This is a genomic window from Ruegeria sp. AO1 (assembly GCF_056535985.1).
This window is the reverse complement of the sequence record NZ_JBQFJC010000001.1, coordinates 348980-370142: the sequence shown is the minus strand read 5'-3', so window position 1 is coordinate 370142 and position 21163 is coordinate 348980. Positions and strand designations below refer to the sequence as shown.

Sequence of the window (21163 nt, the reverse complement as noted above, 5' to 3'; positions counted from 1 at the left end):
GGCCGACCAAAAGGCAATTAGCTGCCCAATTCGTCTTCGATCAGCTTCTTAAAGTCCTCATAGGACTGGTTCGAAACCTTCTTGCCGTTCACAACAAAGGACGGGGTGCCTGTCACATCATCGCGTTCAGCGTTTTCCTGATACCACGCCACCAGCGTCTGGGCGCGTGTGCCGTCCTGCAGGCAGGCTTCAAGCTGGTCATTGTCGATACCCGCCAGACGGCCGATCTTGCGCAGCTCGTCCACGATCTCGGTTGGACCACCTGCTTGGGTCCATTCGGACTGGCCCTGATAGATCAGATCGGTAATGCCAAAAAACTTCTCAGGGCCTGCGCAGCGCGCAACCATCGACGCCCACAGGCCATAGCGGTCAAAGTAGACCTCACGATAGATGAACTTGACCTTGCCGGTGTCGATGAAGTCCTTCTTTAGCTGCTTGTATGCACCCTGATGGAAATTGGCGCAATGCGGACAGGTGTAGGAGGCATATTCGATGATCTCGACCGGCGCATCCTCGGCCCCCTGCACCATCTCGATGATCGTAGAGGTGTCCAGATCGGCCTCTTGCGCTATGGCGCTGCCGACCAGAGGATTGACGGAGGTCGTGTTCGAAGCTGTCATCCAATAGCCACCAGCGGCTACGGCGACAGCCGCACAGATTACGGTTGCAATACGGCTCATTCTCAGCCCTTTCTCAGCGTTTCTGCTTGGATAAAACGTTGCGGCCCAAACGTTCAAGGGCCGCACGCAAATCTTCATCATGGACATCCTGCGAGACTCTGCCCGCTTCGGCCATGATTTCAGGTTTGATCTCTGGTTTCGCTTGTTTCGGCTTGTGGTCGAAACTGGCCTGCCCCTCGGCAAATCCGGTCGGAGCGGTCTGGGTGATGCGCACTCGGCTGATCGCATTGTAGCCGTAAACGGCGTTCACCTTGCCGCGCAGTTGTTCTTTCTGCATTTCCAGCATGGGCGCCTGTGGCCCGGTTGTCAGCACGGTCAGGGTCGCCCCCATCCCGTTCCTGCCATAGCCCACATTCACGGGTCTTGCGATGGCGGCAGTGTCCTGGCCTACGATCTCAGCCCAGTGCGTCAGAAGGCGCGAAACAGCAAAGCCCCGGCTTTCGCCGGCGCGTCTGATCTGATCGTTCAGCAATGTCGCGGTGCGTTTGAACCCGCGTGTCGAAGAACGTCTGCGCTGCATCTGGTTTCCAACTCCTGCACCGCTATTGTAGTAGGCAGGCCAGCAGGCGCCAGCGAAACCCGACAGTGAGATAGATAAAACTTGCGTGACAGCCCCGAATTTAACCTGAGCGCTGAATTGCTCGACTGGTATGACCGCCACGCGCGTGAGATGCCATGGCGTGTTGGCCCCGCCGATCGCGCCGCAGGCGTGGTGCCGGATCCTTATCGGGTCTGGTTGTCCGAGGTCATGCTGCAACAGACAACCGTCGCCGCTGTGCGGGACTATTTCACCCGTTTTACAACGCGCTGGCCCACGGTGCAGGCACTGGCCGCAGCCCCCGATGATCAGGTCATGGGGGAATGGGCGGGCCTCGGTTACTACGCCCGCGCGCGCAACCTGCTGAAATGCGCCCGTGTCGTGGCAGAGGAGTACGACGGACAGTTCCCCAACACCTATGACGCGTTGTTGGAGTTGCCGGGGATCGGCCCATATACCGCCGCCGCGATCTCGGCCATTGCGTTTGACCAGCCCGAAACCGTGCTAGATGGCAATGTCGAGAGGGTGATGGCCCGGCTCTACGATATTCACGACCCGTTGCCCGGATCAAAACCTGTTCTGAAAGAGAAAGCCGCCGCGCTGACACCCGAGCGGCGCCCCGGAGACTACGCGCAGGCCGTAATGGATCTCGGGGCCACAATCTGCACACCCAAATCCCCAGCCTGTGGAATCTGCCCCGTGCAGACCCCCTGCCTTGCCCGCGCTGCAGGCACGCAACCGGAGCTGCCGAAGAAGACCCCAAAAAAGCCGAAACCCACGCGATTCGGCCATGTCTACATCGCGCAACACCCAAACGGAGCGTTCCTGCTGGAACGCCGCCCCGACAAGGGTCTTCTGGGTGGTATGCTGGGCTGGCCCGGCTCGGACTGGTCCGAGACCCCGCCCGAGGCCCCACCGTTTTTGGCAGAGTGGCGCGCGCTGAACGGCGAGGTGCGCCACACCTTCACGCATTTCCATCTGGTGTTGCGGATCTGGACCGCACCGCTGCCCGAGGGCACCGAACCCGACGGGCTGACCCTATTGCCCAAGCATGACTTCAAACCCAGCGACCTGCCGACAGTGATGCGCAAAGCCTACGACCTGTGGCGGGGTCAATAAGCCCGCTGGGCAAGCCCGGTCTGTCCAGCTACGGTGCATCTGCCTATTCGGAGCATCATGGATGATCGCGTCTCAAACCTTATCGCGCTGGCAAGCCGCCCTTCCCTATTGGGTGTCCTTCCTGTTGATCCCGCTGATCTGGGCAACGGCCATTGCAGGGGGTTGGTGGGTTTTGCTGATCCCCCTGTCCACATGGTGGGCCTTTGCGGTTCTGGACCGCTTGACCGGCCTCAACCTGCAAAACGCCGACCCTGAAACCCCCGATGATGCGCTGCATTGGTATATCCTGCTGACCAAACTCTGGGCGCCTGTCCAATTCCTCACGCTGTTTGGCCTGATCTGGTACGCAACCCATAGCGAACACTTGTCGAACTGGTCGAAGATCGGGCTGTTCTTCGGCATGGGCGTCATCTCAGGCACGATCGGCATCAACTACAGTCACGAGCTGATGCACCAGAAATCGCGGTCCGAACGTTGGCTGGGCGATCTCCTTCTCGCGATGGTCCTCTATTCTCATTTCCGGTCCGAGCATCTACTAGTCCATCACCGTCATGTCGGCACTCCGCGCGACCCGGTCACGGCGCGCTACAACGAAGGCTTCCACCGCTTCTACCCCCGCGTCCTGCTGCAATGCCTGATCTCGGCCTTCCGGGCCGAGCGGGACAAACTTGCCCGTAAGGATCGCCCCTGGACTGACCGCTCGAACCCGTTCTGGCGCTACTGGGCGCTGCAAACCGGCATGCTGATCCTCGCCGCCCTGATCGGAGGATGGCCCGGCCTCGCCCTGTTCCTGCTGCAAGCGGGAGTCGCGATCTGGCAGTTAGAGCTGGTCAACTACGTGGAACACTACGGGCTGACCCGAAAACATTTGGGCGAGGGCAAATACGAACACGTTCTACCCCGGCACTCGTGGAACGCCTCGCAAAAAGCGTCGAACTGGCTGCTGATCAACCTGCAGCGACACTCGGACCACCACTACAAACCCAATCGTCGCTTCCCGCTGCTGCAGAACCACGCGCAAGAGGACGCGCCGCAACTGCCCTACGGCTACCCGGTGATGACCGTCGCCGCGATGTTCCCCCCGCTATGGCGCCGCGTCATGAACCCGCGCGTCCGCGCCTGGCGGCGGCACTATTACCCCGAGATCACCGACTGGCACCCCTATAACAAAGCCCTGAACCCCGGCCCAAGGGCGTGACCGCAGCGCGCACCGCGCGCTGCCGGGCCCAACTGGAGGGGCTGCATCTTTGATGCTGCCCAAACAGGCGGGAGCCGTTCACAACACCCAGATATCCATAGGGGTTTCAACGCCGCGAACGGTCTGACCCTGGCGTTTCTGAAACCCATCCATCAACGCTCCACCATTCGAATCCTCGCGCAAGGCCTGCTGCCGCACCGCTTCACTGACCACGATCCGGGCGTTATAATCACGAGTCATCGCCTCCAACTTGGCCGAGACATTCACCGCATCGCCAATCACGGCAAATTCCAACCGGTTGGCCCCGATATCCCCCAGAACGACCGAACCAAAATGCACGCCGATCCCGACATGGATATCATGCTCTCCCGCATGAAGCCGTTCCTGGTTCCAATCGTCGATGACGCCAACCATCGCGCGCGCGCAGCCCAGCGCATTGCTGGCGTCCAAAGGCGTTGCGACCGGAGTGCCAAACGTTGCCATCAGCCCGTCACCCAGATATTTGTCCAACGTGCCATGGTGGCGGAAAACCTCGGCCTCCATCCGAGCATGAAACCCGCGCAACACCTCAATCACCTCATAGGGGTCCCGTCCGGCTGCAAATTTCGTAAAGCCCACAATGTCGATAAACAGCACCGCGATATCCGCCTTGCGCACCTGTTTAAGCGGCTCGTCATTCTGGCTGAGCTCATCGACCACATTGGGCGAGAAGTAACGCGACAGGTTGGCCCGCTCCCGCTCTAGCCCCGCATTGCTCATCAACAAGCGATTTAGCCGTCGCATCGACACGCCAAGCGTCACCGCAACCATGACGAACACGATCACCTGCTGAATGCGCTGCGGGATATCGAAACTATTGGGATCCAACAGCTCTGCAACGTCCGGATAACCCTGCAGAGCCGCGGCTACCTTCTGGCTGATCCCCGGTATCGGCGTGGCCACCCACCAGGCGATGATCCAACCCGCCGTCCAAATCAGTGCCGTCCAGGAGCCAATCGCGACAACCGTACGCCACGAATAGGCCAGTGTACCGGCGGCCAGAATGATGAAGAAATACTGGAAATTGTCGAACCGGTATTGCATCGCCAGTGGCCGCACATCATCGCTGAACGGGTTCGGCACAATCATCCCAAGCGTCATGATCAGAAGATCGACAAAGATGAGCAACAGCTCGGTTCGCGATTGCCCAACCCGCCCTGCGCGCCGGATCAACCAGCCATTTGCGCAGATGAGAAGCAGGATGAAATGATACCACAGTACCTCCCATTGCGGGTTCAGAAAGATCAACAAAACCCCTGTCAAAGCCATGGCGATCCAACGGGCGCGGACGGCCAGTTCAAGGCCCTCCTGCTTGTGCCGTTGCATTGCGGCTTCGGTGTATTTGTTGTCCAGATCCACAACATCCGGCTGTGTGACGGCGAACCGTTCCAGTCTGGATGGGCTGGCAGTTATCTCGCTCATGACAGGAACCTCTGAGGCGGTGCTGGCGACGCGCCCATGCAATCACCTATGACCGGAAAACAAAAGACCCCGCCGAGAACGGCGGGGCAAGGCGTAGTGCCTTGTGTCAGGCCACAGGCACCGGCGGTTTTCGTGATATCAGTTGTGCATCTCGGCCCGGATCTGCTGACGCAGTACGTCGATCGGCACCGTTTTACCATCGCGCTTGAAGCACCAATAGGTCCAGCCGTTGCAGGAGGGGGCGTTCTCAAGATGTGCGCCAACCTGATGAATCGAGCCTTTGACATTGTCGCCAACCAACGTTCCATCCGCGCGAACCTTGGCTTTGTGGCGCTGGTTCATCGAGTAAAGCTCTTCGCCCGGGCGCAGCATCCCACGTTCGACCAATTGGCCGAAAGGTACACGCGGTTCGGCGCGTTTGCTGGCGCTGACCTCCAGCGCCTCGCGGTCGAATTTGCGCACCTTCGAGATGCGCTTCTCGGCTACTTTGCGATAGCTTTCTTCGCGCTCAATACCGATGAACTCACGGCCTAGCATCTTGGCGACGGCACCCGTTGTGCCGGTGCCAAAGAAAGGATCCAAAATCACATCACCCGGATTGGTCGAGCCAATCAGAACGCGGTGCAACAGAGACTCGGGCTTCTGTGTCGGATGCGCCTTGTCGCCGTTTTCGTCCTTCAGGCGCTCATGCCCGGTGCAGATCGGCAGAACCCAATCGCTGCGCATCTGTACGCCTTCGTTCAGCGCTTTCAGAGCTTCGTAGTTGAACGTGTATTTCGCGCCTTCGCGCTTCGAGGCCCAGATCATCGTTTCATGCGCATTGGTGAACCGCTTGCCGCGGAAATTCGGCATCGGGTTCGACTTGCGCCATACGACGTCATTCAAAATCCAATATCCCGCGTCCTGCAGGGCCGAGCCCACGCGGAAGATGTTGTGGTACGAGCCAATCACCCAGATCGCGCCATTGGGTTTCAGCAGACGATGCGCCGCCTTCAACCACTCACGCGTGAACTGGTCATAAGCACCGAAGCTTGAGAATTGATCCCAGTGATCGTCAACCGCATCTACCTGGCTGTTATCGGGGCGGTGCAACTGGCCTTTCAGCTGCAAATTATAAGGCGGATCCGCAAAGATCAGATCAACCGACGCCTCGGGCAGACTGTTCATCACATCGATGCAGTCCCCAGATAGAATCGTGTTTAAAGGGAGCGCTTTTGCGCCCTTTTTGGTGGTCGTTGTCATATCACTGCCTCAAGTATCCACGGCGCTTTTGCGCTCATTTGGTTGAGACAAGGATGAGTCAAAGACGATTCGCCGTCAATTTCTTTTTTGAATCAGCAACTTACGATTTACTCTTGATACAAGATATTGTGTACCGTCTTGAACGAACGCCTATGATGTGGGGTCACGCCAAGATTTTGCAGCGCCTCGCGGTGCTGTTTTGTCGGATATCCGGCGTTTGCCTCCCAGCCGTAGCCGGGATGCTGTTGCGCTAAATCCACCATCAGCTGATCGCGCCAGTTTTTCGCGATGATCGAAGCCGCCGCGATCGACACAGATTTGCCATCCCCCTTGATCACAGCTTCGGACGGGATCTGCAGCCCGTTTGGTATCATATTCCCGTCAATCAGAAGATAATCGGGTGCCGGATCCAGTGTCTTCACCGCGCGAACCATGGCCAGATGCGAGGCGCGCAGGATATTGAGCTCATCAATCTCGGCGACCGAGGCCTCGGCCACGGCGATCTCGGCCCGGTCCCGCAACTCTGCCTCCAACGCCGTGCGTCGCTTGAGCGAGAGCTTCTTGGAATCGTTCAGCCCGTCAGGAATATCGTCTGGGTTCAGGATCACGGCGGCGGCAACCACAGGTCCGGCCAACGGGCCGCGCCCGACCTCATCCACGCCCGCAATCCGGATATGGCCCTGCGCCTGCAGCCCTTGTTCAAGTTCATAAGTCGGTTTTGTCATCCCTTCGGAAAACCGCGTTTTCACAGCCGCCGCAACAAAAAAAGAGAGGGCAGCTTGCGCCACCCTCTCTCAGCGCGGTGCTGTTTCGCACCACTCCTGCTCGACCGTGTTACTTGTAAACGACGCGGTATCCGTGATGGCGCAGGCATGCAGGTTCATACGCCCGCTTTACCTTGTTGCCATTCCAGAACCCGACCTTGCACTCTTGCGGCAGGCTGTTGGCATGCTTGTAGTGCTTCTTGAGACAGTTTGTTCCCAGCAGCGGACGTTTCCCGTAATTGTCATGCTGGCGCAAGCAGCGTTGTGGCAGGTCATAGCGTGCCACGTGCCTAGGCAAAGGCTTCACCTTGTGGTGTTTGACCTGAGGCGCAGTTTGCACGTGGTTGTACTGCCGCGCGGCCTTCTCACGATCCTTGCGCTTTTCCTTGTTGTAGTAATGCACCCCCGCGCCAATAATCGCGATCGCGGCCAGCCCCCCGAGAATATCTCCCGTATCCGCAGCACGCGCCTTTGAGGCCGACACGCCGGTAATCGCCATAGCCGTTGCGATGATCAGAGCGATGAATTTCTTATGCATGATGCCTGTCCTTTCCGAGATTTTAGCGACCCTGTGATGGACCGCGTCTTTGATGCCTCAACACTGGGTCCACCCCTGTCAGACAAGCAATATCGGCCGCGTGTTATTGGATATCAGGCGCTGCAAACCCCTTTGGTCATTGAATATCAGCCCAAGCCGTGCGCAGGATGCAGCTTATGAAACAGATCTTCTCTTCTCTGGTCGCAGCTGCGCTGATATCGGTGGCCCCGGTGGCTTTGGCCGCAGAATGTTATGCCGACTACAAGGCTAAACAGGACAACCCGCTGCGCCTGCACTACGGCGTGATGCAGGTGTCGTCCTGCGACAAGGGGCAGGCAACGAGTGAAGTCGCCCAGCGCCTCAGCGGTTCGGGGTGGACCCTGCTGAATGTCCAGTCCGTTTTCGGGCCGGAAGGGTTGGATCAAAGGAAGGCCAATGCCGGAAAATTCTATCTCCGTTTCTGAGGCGCGACGCTCGGGCGTGCGCCTTGTCGGTCTGGGCATTGCCGCCATTGTCGTGATCCTGATCACCGCCGCGCTGTTCCTGTTCTGGACACTGCCCGATGCCAACGCATTCAACGCTCGCGTCGAACGGTTGTTTATCGAGGCAGATCTGACCTCACAAACCGAAATCCGGTTGCTTGAGATTCTGGCCCAATCGGGGACGGCCTTTGCCGATACGCTGTCCAGCTACCGCATGGTGATTTACGTGCTGCTGGTCTTTGCCTGCGCGATGATGATCTCAGCCCTTGTGTTTCTGGTGATGCTTGCGCTACTGAACCGGCGCATGGCACAGATCGAACGCACCGGCATCCAGGTGACATCGCTGCTGATCAGCCGCGAGGAAAACACCGTCTACCTGAACAACATGGACTTCAAACTGACCCCAGCGGCCATGGAGACCCTCTCGGTTCTGGCGGAATCCCGATTGGATGATGAGGTCCTGTCAGGCGCGCAGATCGAGGCGACGATCTCGGGTCGAGATGCCGCCGATTGTGACGAGGCCGCAGGCGCCACCCGCATCAAACGGCTGCGCGACGCCTTGGGCAATCAGATGGTCAGTGAGTTGCTGGTCAAGAATATCGCCAAAAAGGGCTATATGCTTTCGATCGAAAAAGACGTCATCCAGATGGTTTAGAATCCGCGCCCCTCTTGGAATGCCCGACCAAAACGCCCATTCTATAGGGACCCCGGGCAAGGGAGGGATGGCGATGAACGTCCACACCACACCAAAATCCAACGGTTATGACATCTCGGTCGAACATCTGTCCGACAGGATCGCGATTTTTCGCGATGGCCTCCTGTTGGCCGAAAGCCGGAACGCCAAGGTGATGTATGAAACCCGGCTACCGCCGACGATCTACGTTCCACGCGCGGATGTGTGCGTCGACCTGAGCGGAGAAACCGGCCTTCAGACCTTTTGCCCTTTCAAAGGAACCGCCACTTATCACGATATAAATCTGCCCGGAGATCGCTTGGCCAATTCGGTATGGGCCTATGATGACGCCCTGCCAGAGAGTGCTGCAATTCGGGGGCATATTGGGTTCATGCCCAGTGCCTATACGGATATCGACCTGGGCAAGAACCAACTACGCGACACCGAAAACACCAATATCAGCGGTCCGCTGATCGACTGGCTGATGCGTGGGGCGTCCCTGTCGGATACACCAGAAGCGTTCACCAAGGCGTTGGCCGAAAAGATGCTGGAACACGGGATAGCGATCCAGCGCCTCAGCATTCTGGCATGGTCCTTGCACCCCCTGATCGCAGGCAAACACTTCATATGGGAAAAGGGTGAGGATGAGATCCTGACCCGCGCGCCCACCTATGAAATCTACGACCACCCCGCATTCATCAACAGCCCTTTGCGCCATGTCTCGAACGGATTGGGCGGCGTGCGCCAAAGGGTAAATGACGAAAACCCGCATAACAGCTTTCCCATCATCGAGGATCTGCGCGCCAAAGGGGCCACGGACTATGTCGCCATGCCGCTGCCCTTCTCGGACGGGCGAACTAACGTACTAACGCTCAGCTGCGATCATCCCGACGGCTTCACGACGGAGAACCTTGGTCTGGTGTTCGAATGCTCTGCCGTTATCGCCCGCTTTTACGAGGTGTTTATGCAGCGTGAAAACGCACAGGTTCTGCTGGAAACCTATGTAGGCAAACGCTCAGGCGCGCGTGTGCTGGGCGGAGAGATCCGACGCGGCGACGGAGATGAGATTGATGCGGCCATCATGTTCTGCGATCTGCGAAACTCGACTAGCCTGGAGGAGAGCCTTGACCGGGATGCCTATATCAATCTGCTGAACGAGTTCTTTGAAACGGTCTCGGGTATCGTGGATGAAAACGGGGGCGAAGTTCTGAAATTCATCGGCGACGCCGTTCTGGCCGTTTTCCCAGCGGGTGAGGAACCCGCGCAGGCCCGTGCGAATGCCCAACAGGCGGCAACAGAAATCGTCGAAAAACTCGCCGAACTGCGTTCAGCGGATCCTGATATCCACTGCGACTGCTCAATCGGCGTGTCCTATGGCCGGGTGACCTACGGCAATGTCGGCTCGCGCGAACGGTTGGATTTCACCGTTGTCGGTCAAGCCGCCAACGTCGCTGCGCGTCTGGGTGAGCATAGCAAATCGACCGGCTACCGTATTGTCGTCTCGCAAGACATTGAGCCTTCCTGCAGCAATGCGATCCCGCTCGGCGATATCAAACTGCGCAACGTGTCTCAGCCAGTCACGTGTTTTGCCTTGCGTACGGCGGCTGATGTTGAGGTCGGTGATCCAGCTTAACCTTGGCGGTTTGTAAAATTCGCTGTGTTTGATCTGCTTCGACAAAATGGTACGCAATGTAAGCTAGGGCCCATCTCACCGCCCTGAGGATTGGTGCAAAATGCACCAGCTCTAGCCCGCACCCAACAAGATCAAAGCGGTCTGCGCCGGTGATATGGTGCTTTGCAGTTGCGATATCTGACTGCGGGCCAGATAGGTATCCGTCAGTTTCTGAATAGCTTCAGGCTCTGTGAATTGGGCCAAATCATCCGATCCAGTCAAGCCTGACAAACGGTCCTTGAACACCTCAAGCTGCCTGTCCAGATCGAGCTGCGCAAACGAGGATGGCAGGCCAAGTGCAGTCTCCATCATGCTGCGTAAGGGCGGCAAGCCCATCAAATCGAACCATTTCGTATCCGCGCTGCTGTCACCGGCAGCCAATTCGCCAAGCGCATGTTGCGCATAGAGGGAAATCCGCATGGTCTCATTCGTCTCACCCACGGAAACTTCGAAACGGGACACCAGATTGTCTTCGGCGATCTGCTCCATATTCGCAATCAGTCCGGTCTTGCGCTCCTCTCCGGGGCCAAAACCGAAGGCTTGAGAAAACTCGCGATACCGCTTGTCGGACAATCGGTTGGACAGGGCATCATCGGCTCTCGTTCCATCCTCCAATATCTTTTGGATAAAGAACCGATTGTTGATGTCCTCTTCCAACCCGAAGGCGCCCAAGGCCACCTGTAACAGCCGGCGATCCGACACCAGATCTTCAGCGGATTGAACCTTGCTTATGTTTTCCAGAAAATACTGCCTGTCCCTCTGGTTGACGCTAGAGTTCGTAAAGCCCTCAAGTTGCGCGTCATAGGTCCGCTGCAAAAAACGCCAGCCCACAATGCCGCCAGAGGGTATGACAGGCTGGAACGTCATTGCTGGTACGCCATCAGCCGCTCTTCCCGCGGCAGCAAGGAGCGGAGTGATTTGAGGCATTTATAGTATTGTTCGGCCACCAGCGCTTCGGTCGCCTCGCTCAGGACACGGCGACTGTCTGAATCCGTGAACACCTGGCTCAACTCCTCAACCCGGCGCAGCAATTGCTGACGCGCCTGATCAGGCTCCATATCACCGGACAGTACCAACTGCGCGGCATAGCAAACGCGGCGCACAGGCGTTGTGACTTCGTCTGGGTGGATCGCATCTCGCAGACGCAGAACGTTGGCTTGCGGTGTCATGATCGAAAACCGGCTGCGGCGGTCTCCATTCTCGATCACTACACCATTTATCAACACCCGCTCTTTCGGGGCAAGTTTCAGGACCAGGCCACTCATCCGGCGGCCCTTATGTGTCGCAGGCCACGCAGAACGGCCATGTTGATCTCCAGCAAAGGTTCTACCGTCGCAGTGTTTCCCAAAACCTGTGCGCTGTGCTGCTCCGTAAATTCGGCCAGGTAGAAGATCCGCGCGCGCAAATCCTTCGGCAGCGAGTTATCCGAGTCCGCCACGCCGGTCGCCAGCACTGTCCACAACCGCCGATTTTCATGCAATGCCTGAACAAATCCGGAAAAATCCGTTGCCTTCCGGGCCGCTGCTGCTTTGAGCCGATGCGTGATTTTCGAGATCGCCTCATACTCGGTATCCCGCGGCGTGCGGGTAGGAGTGGCAGATTGCGCATAAGCGCGTTGAGCGTAGCTTTGCAGTGTCACTTGAAATCCTTCCAATAGGCCGTCTTCAGGCAGTCACGACCGGGGCGCGGCGTTCACGCCCCGGCCAGGTTCCGGATTTAACGGAACAGAGACAGGATCGACTGGGGCGCTTGGTTGGCAATCGACAGCGACTGGGTGGCCAGCTGCTGTTGCACCTGCAGCGCCTGCAACCGGGCCGAGGTTTCTTCCATATTGGCGTCCACCAGAGAGCCGATGCCCGATTTGAACGAGTCCGACAGGTTCGAGATGAACTCTTTCTGTGTCTCGATCCGGCCCTGCGCCGAGCCGAAAGAGGCCGAAGCATCGATGGCCGTGTCGATCAGACCCTCGATGGTACCCAAAGCAGCCAGTGCCCCTGCGTCGGTCGAAACGTCGATCGAGTCCAGAGCACCAAGACCCCCCGCGCCGGCATTTGTGAATTGGGCCGCGATGGTCACGTCACGATCGGCATCAGCACCAGCCGTTGCGGTACCGGTCACAAAACTCAGGGTTCCCGGGCTGCCCGAGTCATAGTCGATCGCGACACCCGTGATGCCTAAAGAGTCGATCTTGTTCTTCAGACCCACGGCGACGATCGCATCCGTGTAGGCTGCATCATAGGTGCCCGAGGGATCGAGATCAGAGTCTTGAACGGTATAGGTCGCAACCTGATCACCCACCGCAATCGAAATCTTGTCGCCCGCTTCGAAATTGTCGGTCGAGCTGTCGATCACGATGTCACCGCTGCCACCAGTCTTATCCATGGTGAAACCAGCAGTGTCGTTGTCAGTTGTCACGTTGTCCGAACCTGCCAGAACACCCTTTGCGGTGTAGCCACCAACCGAAAGATCCTGAGCAGCGACGCTGATCGAAGACGCGGTCACGTCACCCGCCGCATCACGATCCAGAGACGCCAGTATCGACGCCGGGCCCGACGACCCGTTCACCAGGTTCAGACCGTTGAACTGAGCCGCACCAACAACAGATTCGATCTGATCCTTAAGCGCGCTCACGTCAGCGTTGATCTTGGCACGATCCACGTTGTCTTCCTGCGCCCCAACGATCTTTTCCTTCATCTGGGTCAGAAGGTCGGTGACAGTTTCAGACGCGTTCCGCGCAACGGCTACCGTCGATTCACCCAGCGAGAGGCTGTCTTTAATCGCGTTGAAGCCTTTGACGTCCGATTCCATTACTTTGGAAATCGCCCAGACGGCCGAGTTGTCTTTTGCTGTTGCGACATCCTTGCCGGTGGAGATCGCGTTCTGGGTCATCTCGAGGTTTTTGTTGACCGATTTCAGGGTCTGCAGCGCAACCATCGCGCCGTTATTTGTCAGAATACTGGACATAGTTCCATCCTTTTGCGTTAGGGCTTCAGCGCCCAAGATCACCCCGCTAGATCAGCGGGCTTTGGTGTCTTTCTGACCTGTGCGATGCGCCGTCCGGCCCTTCGCGCCACCCGCTGTTTCAGGTGCAGAACCACCTTTGACCTTTATCCCCTAACGGAGTGCTAAAGCGGCCCAACTCGAAATTTCAGATTTGAATCAACTCTGGTCCTATGCGCGTTTTTCCAGCTTTGCCTGACCCCGCACGGTAAACCCGTTGCGCTGCCCGTCGGCTCCATAGGTGCTGAATTCCTGATGGACACGGCGCAGCTCGGCCATGCGGGTGGCAACCGCGCGAATCCCCTCGGCCGCGCTGTTCAGCAGCGCCTGATTGCGCTCCACCTTTTGATGGACGCGAAGCAGATCATCGCTGCTTAGCACCTGAAGATCGTTGATCGCACCGATCAGTTTCTCTTTTTCAGGGACCATATGATTGAGACGCTCAAGATCACCGTCCACAAGCGCGGCGCGCTCAAGATCAAGAACCTCTTCCAGTGATTTGATCAGAAGATTGGGTTCATGTGTCATCGGAATTCTCCATCAAGGATTGGAACAGAAGTTCAGACAGGCCAACGCCACCGGATTGCGCCATTTGCCGGGCCTGTTGCTGCACAAGAAAGGACGAGAACTGGTCCTCTCCGGCGCCGCCACCGAACGAATCGCGTGCTTTTCCCAAGCCTGCGGATTTCAGCATTTCGGCCAAAAACGCCGCCTCGAGCTCGACTGCGGCGGCTTGCAGGCGGTCATGGGTTGAGGGCGGCGGCGGCATCGACTGGAGGGGAGGGATTTTCATCGGCTTCTCCGAAAATTGCATCGAACTTTCTTGATCAAAGACGAAAGCGGTTAAAATAAACGTAACCTCCTTTGGGCAGTTTGACGGTCAACCACGACGGAGCCGGAGCAAAATGCCCAACCCTCTTACGCTGATGACACCCACGCAAACCGCGGCCACGAAACCGGGGACGCGCGAAACCACATCCGAGATGTCCACGCGCTTTCAGGATGTTCTGGAGGAAAAGACGCCGCAGCCAGAAGCCGAGGATGAAGCCGCCGTTGAGCAGGACATCATGCCCGAGGATCCTGCACTCGAAGAGGTTCTCGCAGGCCCCCTGCCGATCAAGCCCGACACTCCTGAAGAACGGGTGTTTGAGGACCTGACCGCACTGCCCGTACCGAGCGCGACGCAGGTACCGCAAGGGTCTGAAACTGCGCCTATTCCCTCAAATCTCGAGGGTGCAGAGGCGCCGAAAACCGACACAGGCGCAATGCACCAGGTTACGATTGCGGCACCGCAGCGCCCCGAGGTCGAAAACACGCGCGGTTCGCCTGTTCAGTCACAATCCAGCATAGCCCAGCCGGCGTCTGCCAAAGCGTCGGACGGTCAGGTCTTGCCCGCAAGGCCAATCGCTGGGCAGCCTGTTCCAACTGAGCGTGCACAATCCTCAGTTTCGGCGCTACCTGCTGAAACAGGGGCTGCGCCCCAGACAAATGCGACTCCAACTGCACCTCAACCTTCCAAACCAACGCCAACTCTTGCGCAGATGCAGGTGATGGCGTCTGTGCGGAGCGCCGATGCCGAAACCACCACGGCGATTCCTGAAACTAATGGTGTGATTGCCACGCGCGAAGAACCGCTGTTTCAAAACGTCCGCGACACGGCTTCGCTTGCGCAGCCCGCAACGCAGCCTGCAAAGGCTGAGATCACCCGGGCCATCGCCGGGCAGATGGCAGCGGAAATTCAGGTTCGGACTGGTTCCGGTACGATCGAAATCGCGCTCAGCCCCGAGGAATTGGGTCGGGTTTCCGTCACTCTCAACGGTCGCGAGGATGGCATGATTTTGACCATTGCTGCCGAGCGCCCCGAAACATTGGACCTGATGCGCCGGCACCTTGCCGTGTTGGAGGCTGAATTCCAAAGCCTTGGATATAGCGACATCTCGTTTGACCTGAGCACAAAGGACGATGCGCAGGATGATTCCGCAAACCCGAAGGCAAGCGACGATGGCTCTCTCCATTCGACAGAACCGGACACGCCAAACGCTCCGATCATTCCCCGAAATCTCTCGGGTCGTGGCATTGATATGAGGCTTTGACAGATGATCACTCCAACAAGTTCAGCGCAGACTGGAACACAGACCCCGACCTCGGCCGCATCGCAAGCGTCCAAGCTGACTTCAGATTTTGAGACCTTTTTGCTGATGCTCACCGCACAAGCGCGAAACCAGGACCCGTTGGAACCTATGGATTCCTCGGAATACGCATCTCAGCTGGCCCAATTCTCGATGGTTGAACAGCAGGTTCAGACCAATGACCTGCTGTCTTCCCTAAACACGGCGATGGGCGGACAAAAGCTGAGTGAGCTGTCCAATTGGGTAGGCGTTGATGTTCGATCAGCCTCGGCCTTTCGATTCGAAGGCCAGCCGGTCACTCTGTTTGCTCAGGCCGATGCAACAAGCGATGAAGCCATCATGGTGATCCGCAATTCAGCGGGCACCGTAATTGACCGCATTCCCGTCAATCACACAGACACTGAATTTCTCTGGGCTGGAAGCGATGCTTCGGGCAATCCGCTGAGCCAGGGCACCTATTCCGCCACCTTGGAGAGTTACAAGAATGACGAACTGGTATCGCAGCGTCTGGCCGCCAGCTACAACCGCGTGGTTGAGGCGCAAATCGCTGATGGAACGGTGCATCTGTCCCTGCAAAGCGGGGCCACTGTGCGCTCGGATGAAGTGACGTCGATCCGAACAGGCGCTTGATCTGATCGGGCTGGCAGTCCAAACCTTGGCAAATCACGATTCCCTTGCTGAGCGGTACGTCCTCTGCCCCATGTCAACGCGCCTCCATCAGACCTGATTGACCAGCTGCGGACGCGCGGGCTGATCACGGGATCCGTGCGGTTCGAACCTTTGTTTGGGGGTCGGACCAATATGGTTTGGAAAGTTCTGGGCGAGAGTGGCGACACGGTATTGAAGCTTTACCGAACCAAACTGCGCAACCCGATGTTCCGCAATGACGCCAAACTCGAAGCACTGTGCCTGCGCGCGTTTGAGCAGGACGGGTTCGTGCCCCGATTGCAGGCAACGGGGCAGCATGAGGGCGACGCCTGGGTTCTGTACGATCATGCACCGGGTCGCCCATGGGAAAGTGGTACGGCTCAGGTCGCCTCTTTGCTGCGCAAATTGCATGGCTCGACGGTCGATTTACCGCTGCCTGCAGGGCGAAACGGCAACGCTGATCTGGCTCGCCACGGGGCCGAGCTTTTGGCGTTGTGTTCCTCGGGCTTGAGAGATCGCGTCACCGCGATGCGGCCCGAGGACCCTGTGCCGCCAACAAAAAGAACGTGTCTGATCCACGGCGACCCTGTGGCCGGAAACGTTCTGGTAGACGGGTCAAGCCTAACCCTGATCGACTGGCAATGCCCGGCGATTGGAGATCCCTGCGAGGATCTGGCCCTTTTTCTATCGCCCGCCATGCAGCATCTGTATCGTGGCGCGCCGCTGGCCCCAGACGAACGCGCGCGATTCCTGACTGAGTATGGCGACTCCGAAACAGTTGCCCGCTACGAAGCGCTACGTCCGTGGTATGCGTGGCGAATGGCAGCCTATTGCTTGTGGCGGTTTGAGAACGGGTCGACAGACTATGAAAAGGGCCTACAGCTTGAGCTAGAGGCCCTTGAGGATCGCGCTATTTCTGAATGACAGCATCTTCCCAGGCCGTCAGGAATTTCCTGCGTTTGAGCGTATCGAGGTAAGTCAGCAAAGCAGGTTCCAGCGTAATTACCGCGCTCTCCTGCGTCTGCTGTGATGTGAGCAAGGGCAAAGGTGCCAACTCAGGCCCTGCAACGATCAGGTGGCGGACAAACGCCTCGGCGACAGCAGGGTATTGCGTGTTTTTCACCACCATTGCCGTCCGCATCATGGTGGTCTGAAAATCGCTGGGCAGAATAACTTCTAGCGCTTCTTTGCCTTCAACCCGCGCCGTCGCGTAGCTGCCTAGCACGTTGTAGGCCACCGCGATCGAGCCGCTTGTCAGGTCGTCAATCATGTCGCCCGAGCAACAATACAGACGTAGATCCAACCCGCCCATGACCTCCATCAGACGCCAGAAGGTCTCGGAGGCGCGAGCATCTTGCGTGGCGAACAGATAGCCCAAGCCGGATTGGCGGATATCATAGGTTCCGACCTTCCCACGGAAGGCTTCGGGGCGCGCGCGCAGGGCCTCGATCAATTCCTGCCGGGTCTGCGGGACGGGATACCCTGCGAAGGCCGCACGGTTGATGACGATGGCCGCCGGTTCCTGGGTAAAGGCAAACAGGCTGTCATGCCACTGGGCCCAATCCGCGCCCGGCATATCCTCCAGCGGCAGTGCGAACCCATCATTGGCGAGTTTCAGCTGCAAGTCCATCGCGCTGGAAATGACGATATCGAACGCATCGGGCGCAGCCCGCACACGCGCATTCAGATCAGCGGTTCCGGTCACCAGATACTCGACGGAGACATCTGGATTTTGCGTCAAGAACCCCTCGATCAACGGCGCGAAAAGCGCGGTGTCGGTACTGGAGATGATGCGCAAACGCGGACCATCAGCGGCAGCGTTGAACACCCGCTGGTCTTCCCACTCCTCGGCCGCGCAGACTGAGGCCAGAAGTGTGAGGATCAAAGCAATAAGGTAACGCATGCGCCTTTGCCTTTTCGGTTGGTCAGGATCAGATCGCCGCCATGGGCCTTCGCGACATCCTGAACGATGGTCAGACCAAGCCCCGAGCCAATAGTCCCGGCCGCATTCTTACCGCGCTCGAACCGCCGGGTGAGCATGTCAATTTCGCTTGGTGGAAAGCCCGGCCCCTGATCGCGCACGCTGATCTGCGCTTGCGTCCCTTGCGAGACCTCGATCTCGACCACGCTTTCGGCAGGGGCATATTTTAGCGCGTTGTCGACCATGTTGCGTACCGCATTCTGGATCAGGATCGGATCGCCCGAATAGATCACAACGGGGTCTCCGACCAATGTCAGGGAAAGGTCCTTCATCTCGGCAATGGGTGTGAGGCGCTGAACCAGATCGCGGACGAGGGCGACAAGATCAATCTCTTCCCGCTCCAGATGATCGGCGCGAAAAGTGATCATTGCGTGATCCAGCAATTGCCCCGCCGCCCGAGAGCTTTCGTCAATCGCCCGAACCATTGAACGCAAAGCCTCTCTATTCTCTTCTTTTTCAACACGTTGCAAGGTTGTATCCGCATAGGATCGAACCGTTGCCAATGGCGTCCGGACCCGGTGTGCCGCCTCGGCTATGAAATCCTCGGACTGGCTGAGCGACTGATCCAAACGCCCCATCAAAGAGTTCAGCGACGACACTAGCGGGGCCATTTCCCGCGGCACCGGTTTTCTGAATGGGCTGAGGTCTTGTGGGCCCCGGCGAGTCACCGACGTCGTCAGCTTGTTCAACTGTCCGATGGTGGCTGACGTTGCCCAGAATGATAACCCGGCGACCAAGGTAAAAAAGCCGATCCCCAGATACGCCGCGTTTCGTGAAATCTGCCTGAGGGTTTCGGCCAATGCGTCTTGCGTTTGACCAAGGGCCACTTCGACTTCGGTCCGGGTTCCTAGCCCTACCAAAGTGCGGCTGGCGCTGACCTGGCGAATGGTCTCTCCGCGCACCTCGCCCGATTGAAAAGTCCATTCGCCATTGGGCGTTCCATTCGTGGCTGAAAGATCGTCGTAGCCGGACAACAGTTCTCCGTCCTGAAAGATGGCGTAAAACACCCGATCATCCGACGGCGTACTTAGCATCGAGAAGGCGGCGTAGGGGATGTCGACCTCAAGCTCTCCGTCCCGCAGAGCGACGGCATCGAGGATCGAGGTGACGGAGGCACCAAGGATGTTGTCCTGCCCTTGCTGCGCGACGCGAGCGGCATAACTGCGCACTGTAAAGAACAAAAGCAACGCCAGAATGGCCGCGCCGGCAATCAGGGTCAGCACCAGACGATTACGAAGAGATCCTGAAACCGCGGGGCTAGCTGACATGATCCAGCCTGTAGCCCAAGCCACGCAACGTGGTAATCTTCAGCTCCGATCGCTCCAGATGTTTGCGCAGGCGAGCGACATAGACCTCGATAGCATTGTCCGAGACATCGTCGTCGTAGGAAAACAGCCTGTCCACCAGCTTTTGTTTCGAGAACACCTGACCGGGCGCGTTGATGAAGAACTCCAACAGGCGCAGTTCCCGGTTACGCAGCGACAGGGTTTCACCGCCGACAATCAGGTGACCGGCAACCGGGTCGAAAACGATACCGCCGATCTCGATCGTCGTTTTGGCGATCCCGGATTTGCGGCGCAAAACGGCACGGCAGCGGGCCTCAAGCTCTGCGTGATCGAAGGGCTTGGTGACATAGTCGTCAGCCCCCAGATCCAGCGACCCGATTCGATCCGAGACCTGGCTGCGCGCGGTCAAAACGATGACAGGTGTGTCCAGATGACTTGCACGATGGCGTTTGAGGAAATCGCGCCCATCCCCATCGGGCAGCATGATGTCCAGTAGGATCAGGTCATATTCCTCAGCCTCGACGAACGCTGTCGCATCGTCCAAAGTTGCAGCATGATCAACGACATGGCCGTCCAGTCGCATCCGCGAACCGATAGCGTTCGCGAGGTCCATATTGTCTTCGACCAGCAGGAATTTCATGAGGCGTTCGCAGTATTTTCGCGCATGACAGGTTGATGTCAGGTTGATGTGTTTTCTTGACCACAATCTGTGCCGCCAAGCGGCCAGTTGTCAAATGGGAGGACATCATGACAACTTTCAAACTGGGCCGTCGCGCCCTGATCGCGGCTGTGGCCGCTGTTGGTCTTGCGGGACCTGTTTTGGCTGACGGCCACGAGGTCGTGGACAGCATCCACTTCCTGATCCCCGGCGGCGCAGGCGGCGGCTGGGACGGCACTGCACGCGGCACCGGCGAGGCGCTGACCAAGGCAGGGCTTGTGGGCACCGCGTCCTACGAGAACATGTCGGGCGGCGGGGGTGGTAAAGCCATTGGCTACCTGATCGAGAACGCCGACAGCAACCATGGCACGCTGATGGTGAACTCGACCCCCATCGTGATCCGCTCACTGACGGGTGTGTTCCCACATAACTTCCGCGACCTGACGCTGGTCTCGGGCACAATCGGCGACTACGCGGCCATCGTTGTCGGCAAAGACAGCCCGATCAATTCGATGGCGGACCTGCTGGCCGCCTATGACGCGGACCCGGGTGCAACAGCAATCGGCGGCGGCTCGGTTCCGGGCGGCATGGACCATCTGGTTGCGGCCATGGTGATGGAAGCAGCAGGCAAGGACGCGCTTGGCGTGAAGTACATTCCTTATGATGCAGGTGGCAAAGCCATGGCAGCCTTGCTGTCGGGTGAGATCGCAGCGCTGTCCACCGGCTTCTCGGAAGCGGTTGATCTGGCCAATGCAGGCGAGGTGAAAATCATCGGTGTGACTGCGGATGAGCGTGTGGACGCCGCGCCTGACGCACAGACCATGAAGGAACAGGGCATCGACACCACCTTCGTCAACTGGCGCGGTTTCTTCGCAGCGCCCGGCCTGCCCGAAGACAAGCTGGCCGCCTACCAAGACGCCATTGCTAAGATGTATGACACCCCCGAGTGGGAAGAAGTACGTGCGCGCAATGGTTGGGTGAACATCCACAACTCAGGCGACGATTTCTCGAACTTCCTCGAGCAGCAAGAACAGCAGATCAGCGATCTGATGAAAAAACTGGGCTTCCTCTAAGCGCCACTCACGGCAGAGCGG

Annotated in this window: 24 protein-coding genes; 9 read left to right on the top strand and 15 right to left on the bottom strand. The window is 58.2% G+C overall.

Annotation, left to right across the window (positions count from 1 at the left end; translation table 11 throughout):
- Nucleotides 1–17 precede the first annotated feature (17 nt).
- Nucleotides 18–680, bottom strand: a complete 663-nt coding sequence (locus ACR3FB_RS01820; RefSeq protein ID WP_480563662.1) for a DsbA family protein — start codon at nucleotides 678–680, stop codon at nucleotides 18–20.
- 13 nt (nucleotides 681–693) lie between these two features.
- Nucleotides 694–1200 carry a DUF721 domain-containing protein gene (locus ACR3FB_RS01815; protein WP_170375623.1) on the bottom strand — a complete coding sequence of 169 codons (507 nt, stop codon included), beginning with the start codon at nucleotides 1198–1200 and terminating at the stop codon, nucleotides 694–696.
- An 81-nt stretch (nucleotides 1201–1281) separates the two neighbouring features.
- Between ACR3FB_RS01815 and mutY the strand changes: the two genes are divergently transcribed.
- Both mutY and ACR3FB_RS01805 read left to right on the top strand, forming a co-directional pair.
- The gene (mutY, locus tag ACR3FB_RS01810; protein WP_480563660.1) at nucleotides 1282–2337 is read left to right on the top strand and encodes an A/G-specific adenine glycosylase; all 1056 of its coding nucleotides are present in this window, start codon (nucleotides 1282–1284) and stop codon (nucleotides 2335–2337) included.
- A 61-nt stretch (nucleotides 2338–2398) separates the two neighbouring features.
- On the top strand, nucleotides 2399–3535 hold the full coding sequence (locus ACR3FB_RS01805) for an alkane 1-monooxygenase (RefSeq protein WP_480563658.1): 1137 nt from the start codon (nucleotides 2399–2401) through the stop codon (nucleotides 3533–3535).
- A 78-nt stretch (nucleotides 3536–3613) separates the two neighbouring features.
- On the opposite strand, the gene ACR3FB_RS01800 is transcribed toward ACR3FB_RS01805, so the two are convergent.
- From ACR3FB_RS01800 to ACR3FB_RS01785, 4 genes are all read right to left on the bottom strand, one after another.
- Nucleotides 3614–4996 carry an adenylate/guanylate cyclase domain-containing protein gene (locus ACR3FB_RS01800; protein ID WP_480563656.1) on the bottom strand — a complete coding sequence of 461 codons (1383 nt, stop codon included), beginning with the start codon at nucleotides 4994–4996 and terminating at the stop codon, nucleotides 3614–3616.
- Nucleotides 4997–5134: 138 nt separating this feature from the next.
- Complete coding sequence (locus ACR3FB_RS01795; RefSeq protein ID WP_170471442.1) at nucleotides 5135–6238, bottom strand: site-specific DNA-methyltransferase; 1104 nt, start codon at nucleotides 6236–6238, stop codon at nucleotides 5135–5137.
- Nucleotides 6239–6345: 107 nt separating this feature from the next.
- On the bottom strand, nucleotides 6346–6963 hold the full coding sequence (locus tag ACR3FB_RS01790) for a ribonuclease HII (protein ID WP_480563654.1): 618 nt from the start codon (nucleotides 6961–6963) through the stop codon (nucleotides 6346–6348).
- Between the two features lie 109 nt (nucleotides 6964–7072).
- The gene (locus ACR3FB_RS01785) at nucleotides 7073–7540 is read right to left on the bottom strand and encodes a hypothetical protein (protein WP_419738427.1); all 468 of its coding nucleotides are present in this window, start codon (nucleotides 7538–7540) and stop codon (nucleotides 7073–7075) included.
- 176 nt (nucleotides 7541–7716) lie between these two features.
- On the opposite strand from ACR3FB_RS01785, the gene ACR3FB_RS01780 reads away from it, so the two are divergent.
- From ACR3FB_RS01780 to ACR3FB_RS01770, 3 genes are all read left to right on the top strand, one after another.
- Complete coding sequence (locus ACR3FB_RS01780; protein WP_170375633.1) at nucleotides 7717–8004, top strand: hypothetical protein; 288 nt, start codon at nucleotides 7717–7719, stop codon at nucleotides 8002–8004.
- Nucleotides 7976–8677 (top strand): winged helix-turn-helix domain-containing protein, encoded by a 702-nt coding sequence (locus tag ACR3FB_RS01775; protein WP_425083602.1) that lies wholly within the window; start codon nucleotides 7976–7978, stop codon nucleotides 8675–8677. Before ACR3FB_RS01780 ends, ACR3FB_RS01775 begins: the two co-directional genes overlap by 29 nt.
- Before the next feature lie 73 nt (nucleotides 8678–8750).
- A complete protein-coding gene (locus tag ACR3FB_RS01770; protein ID WP_480563651.1) occupies nucleotides 8751–10328 on the top strand; it encodes a DUF427 domain-containing protein in 1578 nt (525 codons plus the stop codon).
- A 111-nt stretch (nucleotides 10329–10439) separates the two neighbouring features.
- Here ACR3FB_RS01770 and ACR3FB_RS01765 read toward each other — a convergent pair whose 3' ends face one another.
- The 6 genes from ACR3FB_RS01765 to ACR3FB_RS01740 form a co-directional block, all read right to left on the bottom strand.
- Complete coding sequence (locus ACR3FB_RS01765) at nucleotides 10440–11234, bottom strand: DUF1217 domain-containing protein (protein WP_480563649.1); 795 nt, start codon at nucleotides 11232–11234, stop codon at nucleotides 10440–10442.
- Complete coding sequence (flbT, locus tag ACR3FB_RS01760) at nucleotides 11231–11632, bottom strand: flagellar biosynthesis repressor FlbT (protein ID WP_170375637.1); 402 nt, start codon at nucleotides 11630–11632, stop codon at nucleotides 11231–11233. The genes ACR3FB_RS01765 and flbT overlap by 4 nt, the downstream gene beginning before the upstream one ends.
- A complete protein-coding gene (gene flaF, locus ACR3FB_RS01755; protein ID WP_480563648.1) occupies nucleotides 11629–12006 on the bottom strand; it encodes a flagellar biosynthesis regulator FlaF in 378 nt (125 codons plus the stop codon). Before flaF ends, flbT begins: the two co-directional genes overlap by 4 nt.
- A 77-nt stretch (nucleotides 12007–12083) precedes the next feature.
- On the bottom strand, nucleotides 12084–13331 hold the full coding sequence (locus ACR3FB_RS01750) for a flagellin N-terminal helical domain-containing protein (RefSeq protein ID WP_170460017.1): 1248 nt from the start codon (nucleotides 13329–13331) through the stop codon (nucleotides 12084–12086).
- A 207-nt stretch (nucleotides 13332–13538) separates the two neighbouring features.
- Nucleotides 13539–13895, bottom strand: coding sequence for a flagellar biosynthesis protein FlgN (locus ACR3FB_RS01745; protein WP_480563646.1), 357 nt, complete (start codon nucleotides 13893–13895; stop codon nucleotides 13539–13541).
- Nucleotides 13885–14160, bottom strand: coding sequence for a rod-binding protein (locus ACR3FB_RS01740; RefSeq protein WP_170661590.1), 276 nt, complete (start codon nucleotides 14158–14160; stop codon nucleotides 13885–13887). The genes ACR3FB_RS01745 and ACR3FB_RS01740 overlap by 11 nt, the downstream gene beginning before the upstream one ends.
- 112 nt (nucleotides 14161–14272) lie before the next feature.
- Between ACR3FB_RS01740 and ACR3FB_RS01735 the strand changes: the two genes are divergently transcribed.
- The 3 genes from ACR3FB_RS01735 to ACR3FB_RS01725 all read left to right on the top strand — a co-directional run bounded on the left by ACR3FB_RS01735 (nucleotide 14273) and on the right by ACR3FB_RS01725 (nucleotide 17068).
- Entirely contained in the window at nucleotides 14273–15460 is a 1188-nt protein-coding gene (locus tag ACR3FB_RS01735; protein ID WP_480563644.1) for a flagellar hook-length control protein FliK, read from the top strand.
- Between the two features lie 3 nt (nucleotides 15461–15463).
- The gene (locus ACR3FB_RS01730) at nucleotides 15464–16126 is read left to right on the top strand and encodes a flagellar hook capping FlgD N-terminal domain-containing protein (protein ID WP_480563642.1); all 663 of its coding nucleotides are present in this window, start codon (nucleotides 15464–15466) and stop codon (nucleotides 16124–16126) included.
- A 135-nt stretch (nucleotides 16127–16261) separates the two neighbouring features.
- Complete coding sequence (locus ACR3FB_RS01725; RefSeq protein ID WP_480563640.1) at nucleotides 16262–17068, top strand: phosphotransferase family protein; 807 nt, start codon at nucleotides 16262–16264, stop codon at nucleotides 17066–17068.
- Here ACR3FB_RS01725 and ACR3FB_RS01720 read toward each other — a convergent pair.
- From ACR3FB_RS01720 to ACR3FB_RS01710, 3 genes are read right to left on the bottom strand one after another with little or no spacing between them, the layout of a single operon-like run.
- Nucleotides 17055–18047, bottom strand: coding sequence for an ABC transporter substrate-binding protein (locus tag ACR3FB_RS01720; RefSeq protein ID WP_480563637.1), 993 nt, complete (start codon nucleotides 18045–18047; stop codon nucleotides 17055–17057). The two genes, ACR3FB_RS01725 and ACR3FB_RS01720, sit on opposite strands and share 14 nt — an antisense overlap.
- Nucleotides 18026–19393 carry a sensor histidine kinase gene (locus tag ACR3FB_RS01715; protein WP_480563635.1) on the bottom strand — a complete coding sequence of 456 codons (1368 nt, stop codon included), beginning with the start codon at nucleotides 19391–19393 and terminating at the stop codon, nucleotides 18026–18028. Before ACR3FB_RS01715 ends, ACR3FB_RS01720 begins: the two co-directional genes overlap by 22 nt.
- Entirely contained in the window at nucleotides 19383–20051 is a 669-nt protein-coding gene (locus tag ACR3FB_RS01710) for a response regulator transcription factor (RefSeq protein WP_480563632.1), read from the bottom strand. Before ACR3FB_RS01710 ends, ACR3FB_RS01715 begins: the two co-directional genes overlap by 11 nt.
- A 107-nt stretch (nucleotides 20052–20158) precedes the next feature.
- Here ACR3FB_RS01710 and ACR3FB_RS01705 point away from each other — a divergent pair, with 107 nt between their 5' ends.
- Complete coding sequence (locus ACR3FB_RS01705; protein ID WP_480563628.1) at nucleotides 20159–21142, top strand: tripartite tricarboxylate transporter substrate binding protein; 984 nt, start codon at nucleotides 20159–20161, stop codon at nucleotides 21140–21142.
- Nucleotides 21143–21163: the final 21 nt, after the last annotated feature.

Bases quoted from the DNA above. Each gene is read 5' to 3' on its own strand.
- ACR3FB_RS01820 (WP_480563662.1), bottom strand. From the start codon at position 680: ATGAGCCGTATTGCAACCGTAATCTGTGCGGCTGTCGCCGTAGCCGCT.
- ACR3FB_RS01815 (WP_170375623.1), bottom strand. From the start codon at position 1,200: ATGCAGCGCAGACGTTCTTCGACACGCGGGTTCAAACGCACCGCGACA.
- ACR3FB_RS01805 (WP_480563658.1), top strand. From the start codon at position 2,399: ATGATCGCGTCTCAAACCTTATCGCGCTGGCAAGCCGCCCTTCCCTAT.
- ACR3FB_RS01800 (WP_480563656.1), bottom strand. From the start codon at position 4,996: ATGAGCGAGATAACTGCCAGCCCATCCAGACTGGAACGGTTCGCCGTC.
- ACR3FB_RS01795 (WP_170471442.1), bottom strand. From the start codon at position 6,238: ATGACAACGACCACCAAAAAGGGCGCAAAAGCGCTCCCTTTAAACACG.
- ACR3FB_RS01790 (WP_480563654.1), bottom strand. From the start codon at position 6,963: ATGACAAAACCGACTTATGAACTTGAACAAGGGCTGCAGGCGCAGGGC.
- ACR3FB_RS01785 (WP_419738427.1), bottom strand. From the start codon at position 7,540: ATGCATAAGAAATTCATCGCTCTGATCATCGCAACGGCTATGGCGATT.
- ACR3FB_RS01780 (WP_170375633.1), top strand. From the start codon at position 7,717: ATGAAACAGATCTTCTCTTCTCTGGTCGCAGCTGCGCTGATATCGGTG.
- ACR3FB_RS01775 (WP_425083602.1), top strand. From the start codon at position 7,976: ATGCCGGAAAATTCTATCTCCGTTTCTGAGGCGCGACGCTCGGGCGTG.
- ACR3FB_RS01770 (WP_480563651.1), top strand. From the start codon at position 8,751: ATGAACGTCCACACCACACCAAAATCCAACGGTTATGACATCTCGGTC.
- ACR3FB_RS01765 (WP_480563649.1), bottom strand. From the start codon at position 11,234: ATGACGTTCCAGCCTGTCATACCCTCTGGCGGCATTGTGGGCTGGCGT.
- flbT (WP_170375637.1), bottom strand. From the start codon at position 11,632: ATGAGTGGCCTGGTCCTGAAACTTGCCCCGAAAGAGCGGGTGTTGATA.
- ACR3FB_RS01750 (WP_170460017.1), bottom strand. From the start codon at position 13,331: ATGTCCAGTATTCTGACAAATAACGGCGCGATGGTTGCGCTGCAGACC.
- ACR3FB_RS01745 (WP_480563646.1), bottom strand. From the start codon at position 13,895: ATGACACATGAACCCAATCTTCTGATCAAATCACTGGAAGAGGTTCTT.
- ACR3FB_RS01740 (WP_170661590.1), bottom strand. From the start codon at position 14,160: ATGAAAATCCCTCCCCTCCAGTCGATGCCGCCGCCGCCCTCAACCCAT.
- ACR3FB_RS01735 (WP_480563644.1), top strand. From the start codon at position 14,273: ATGCCCAACCCTCTTACGCTGATGACACCCACGCAAACCGCGGCCACG.
- ACR3FB_RS01730 (WP_480563642.1), top strand. From the start codon at position 15,464: ATGATCACTCCAACAAGTTCAGCGCAGACTGGAACACAGACCCCGACC.
- ACR3FB_RS01720 (WP_480563637.1), bottom strand. From the start codon at position 18,047: ATGCGTTACCTTATTGCTTTGATCCTCACACTTCTGGCCTCAGTCTGC.
- ACR3FB_RS01715 (WP_480563635.1), bottom strand. From the start codon at position 19,393: ATGTCAGCTAGCCCCGCGGTTTCAGGATCTCTTCGTAATCGTCTGGTG.
- ACR3FB_RS01710 (WP_480563632.1), bottom strand. From the start codon at position 20,051: ATGAAATTCCTGCTGGTCGAAGACAATATGGACCTCGCGAACGCTATC.
- ACR3FB_RS01705 (WP_480563628.1), top strand. From the start codon at position 20,159: ATGACAACTTTCAAACTGGGCCGTCGCGCCCTGATCGCGGCTGTGGCC.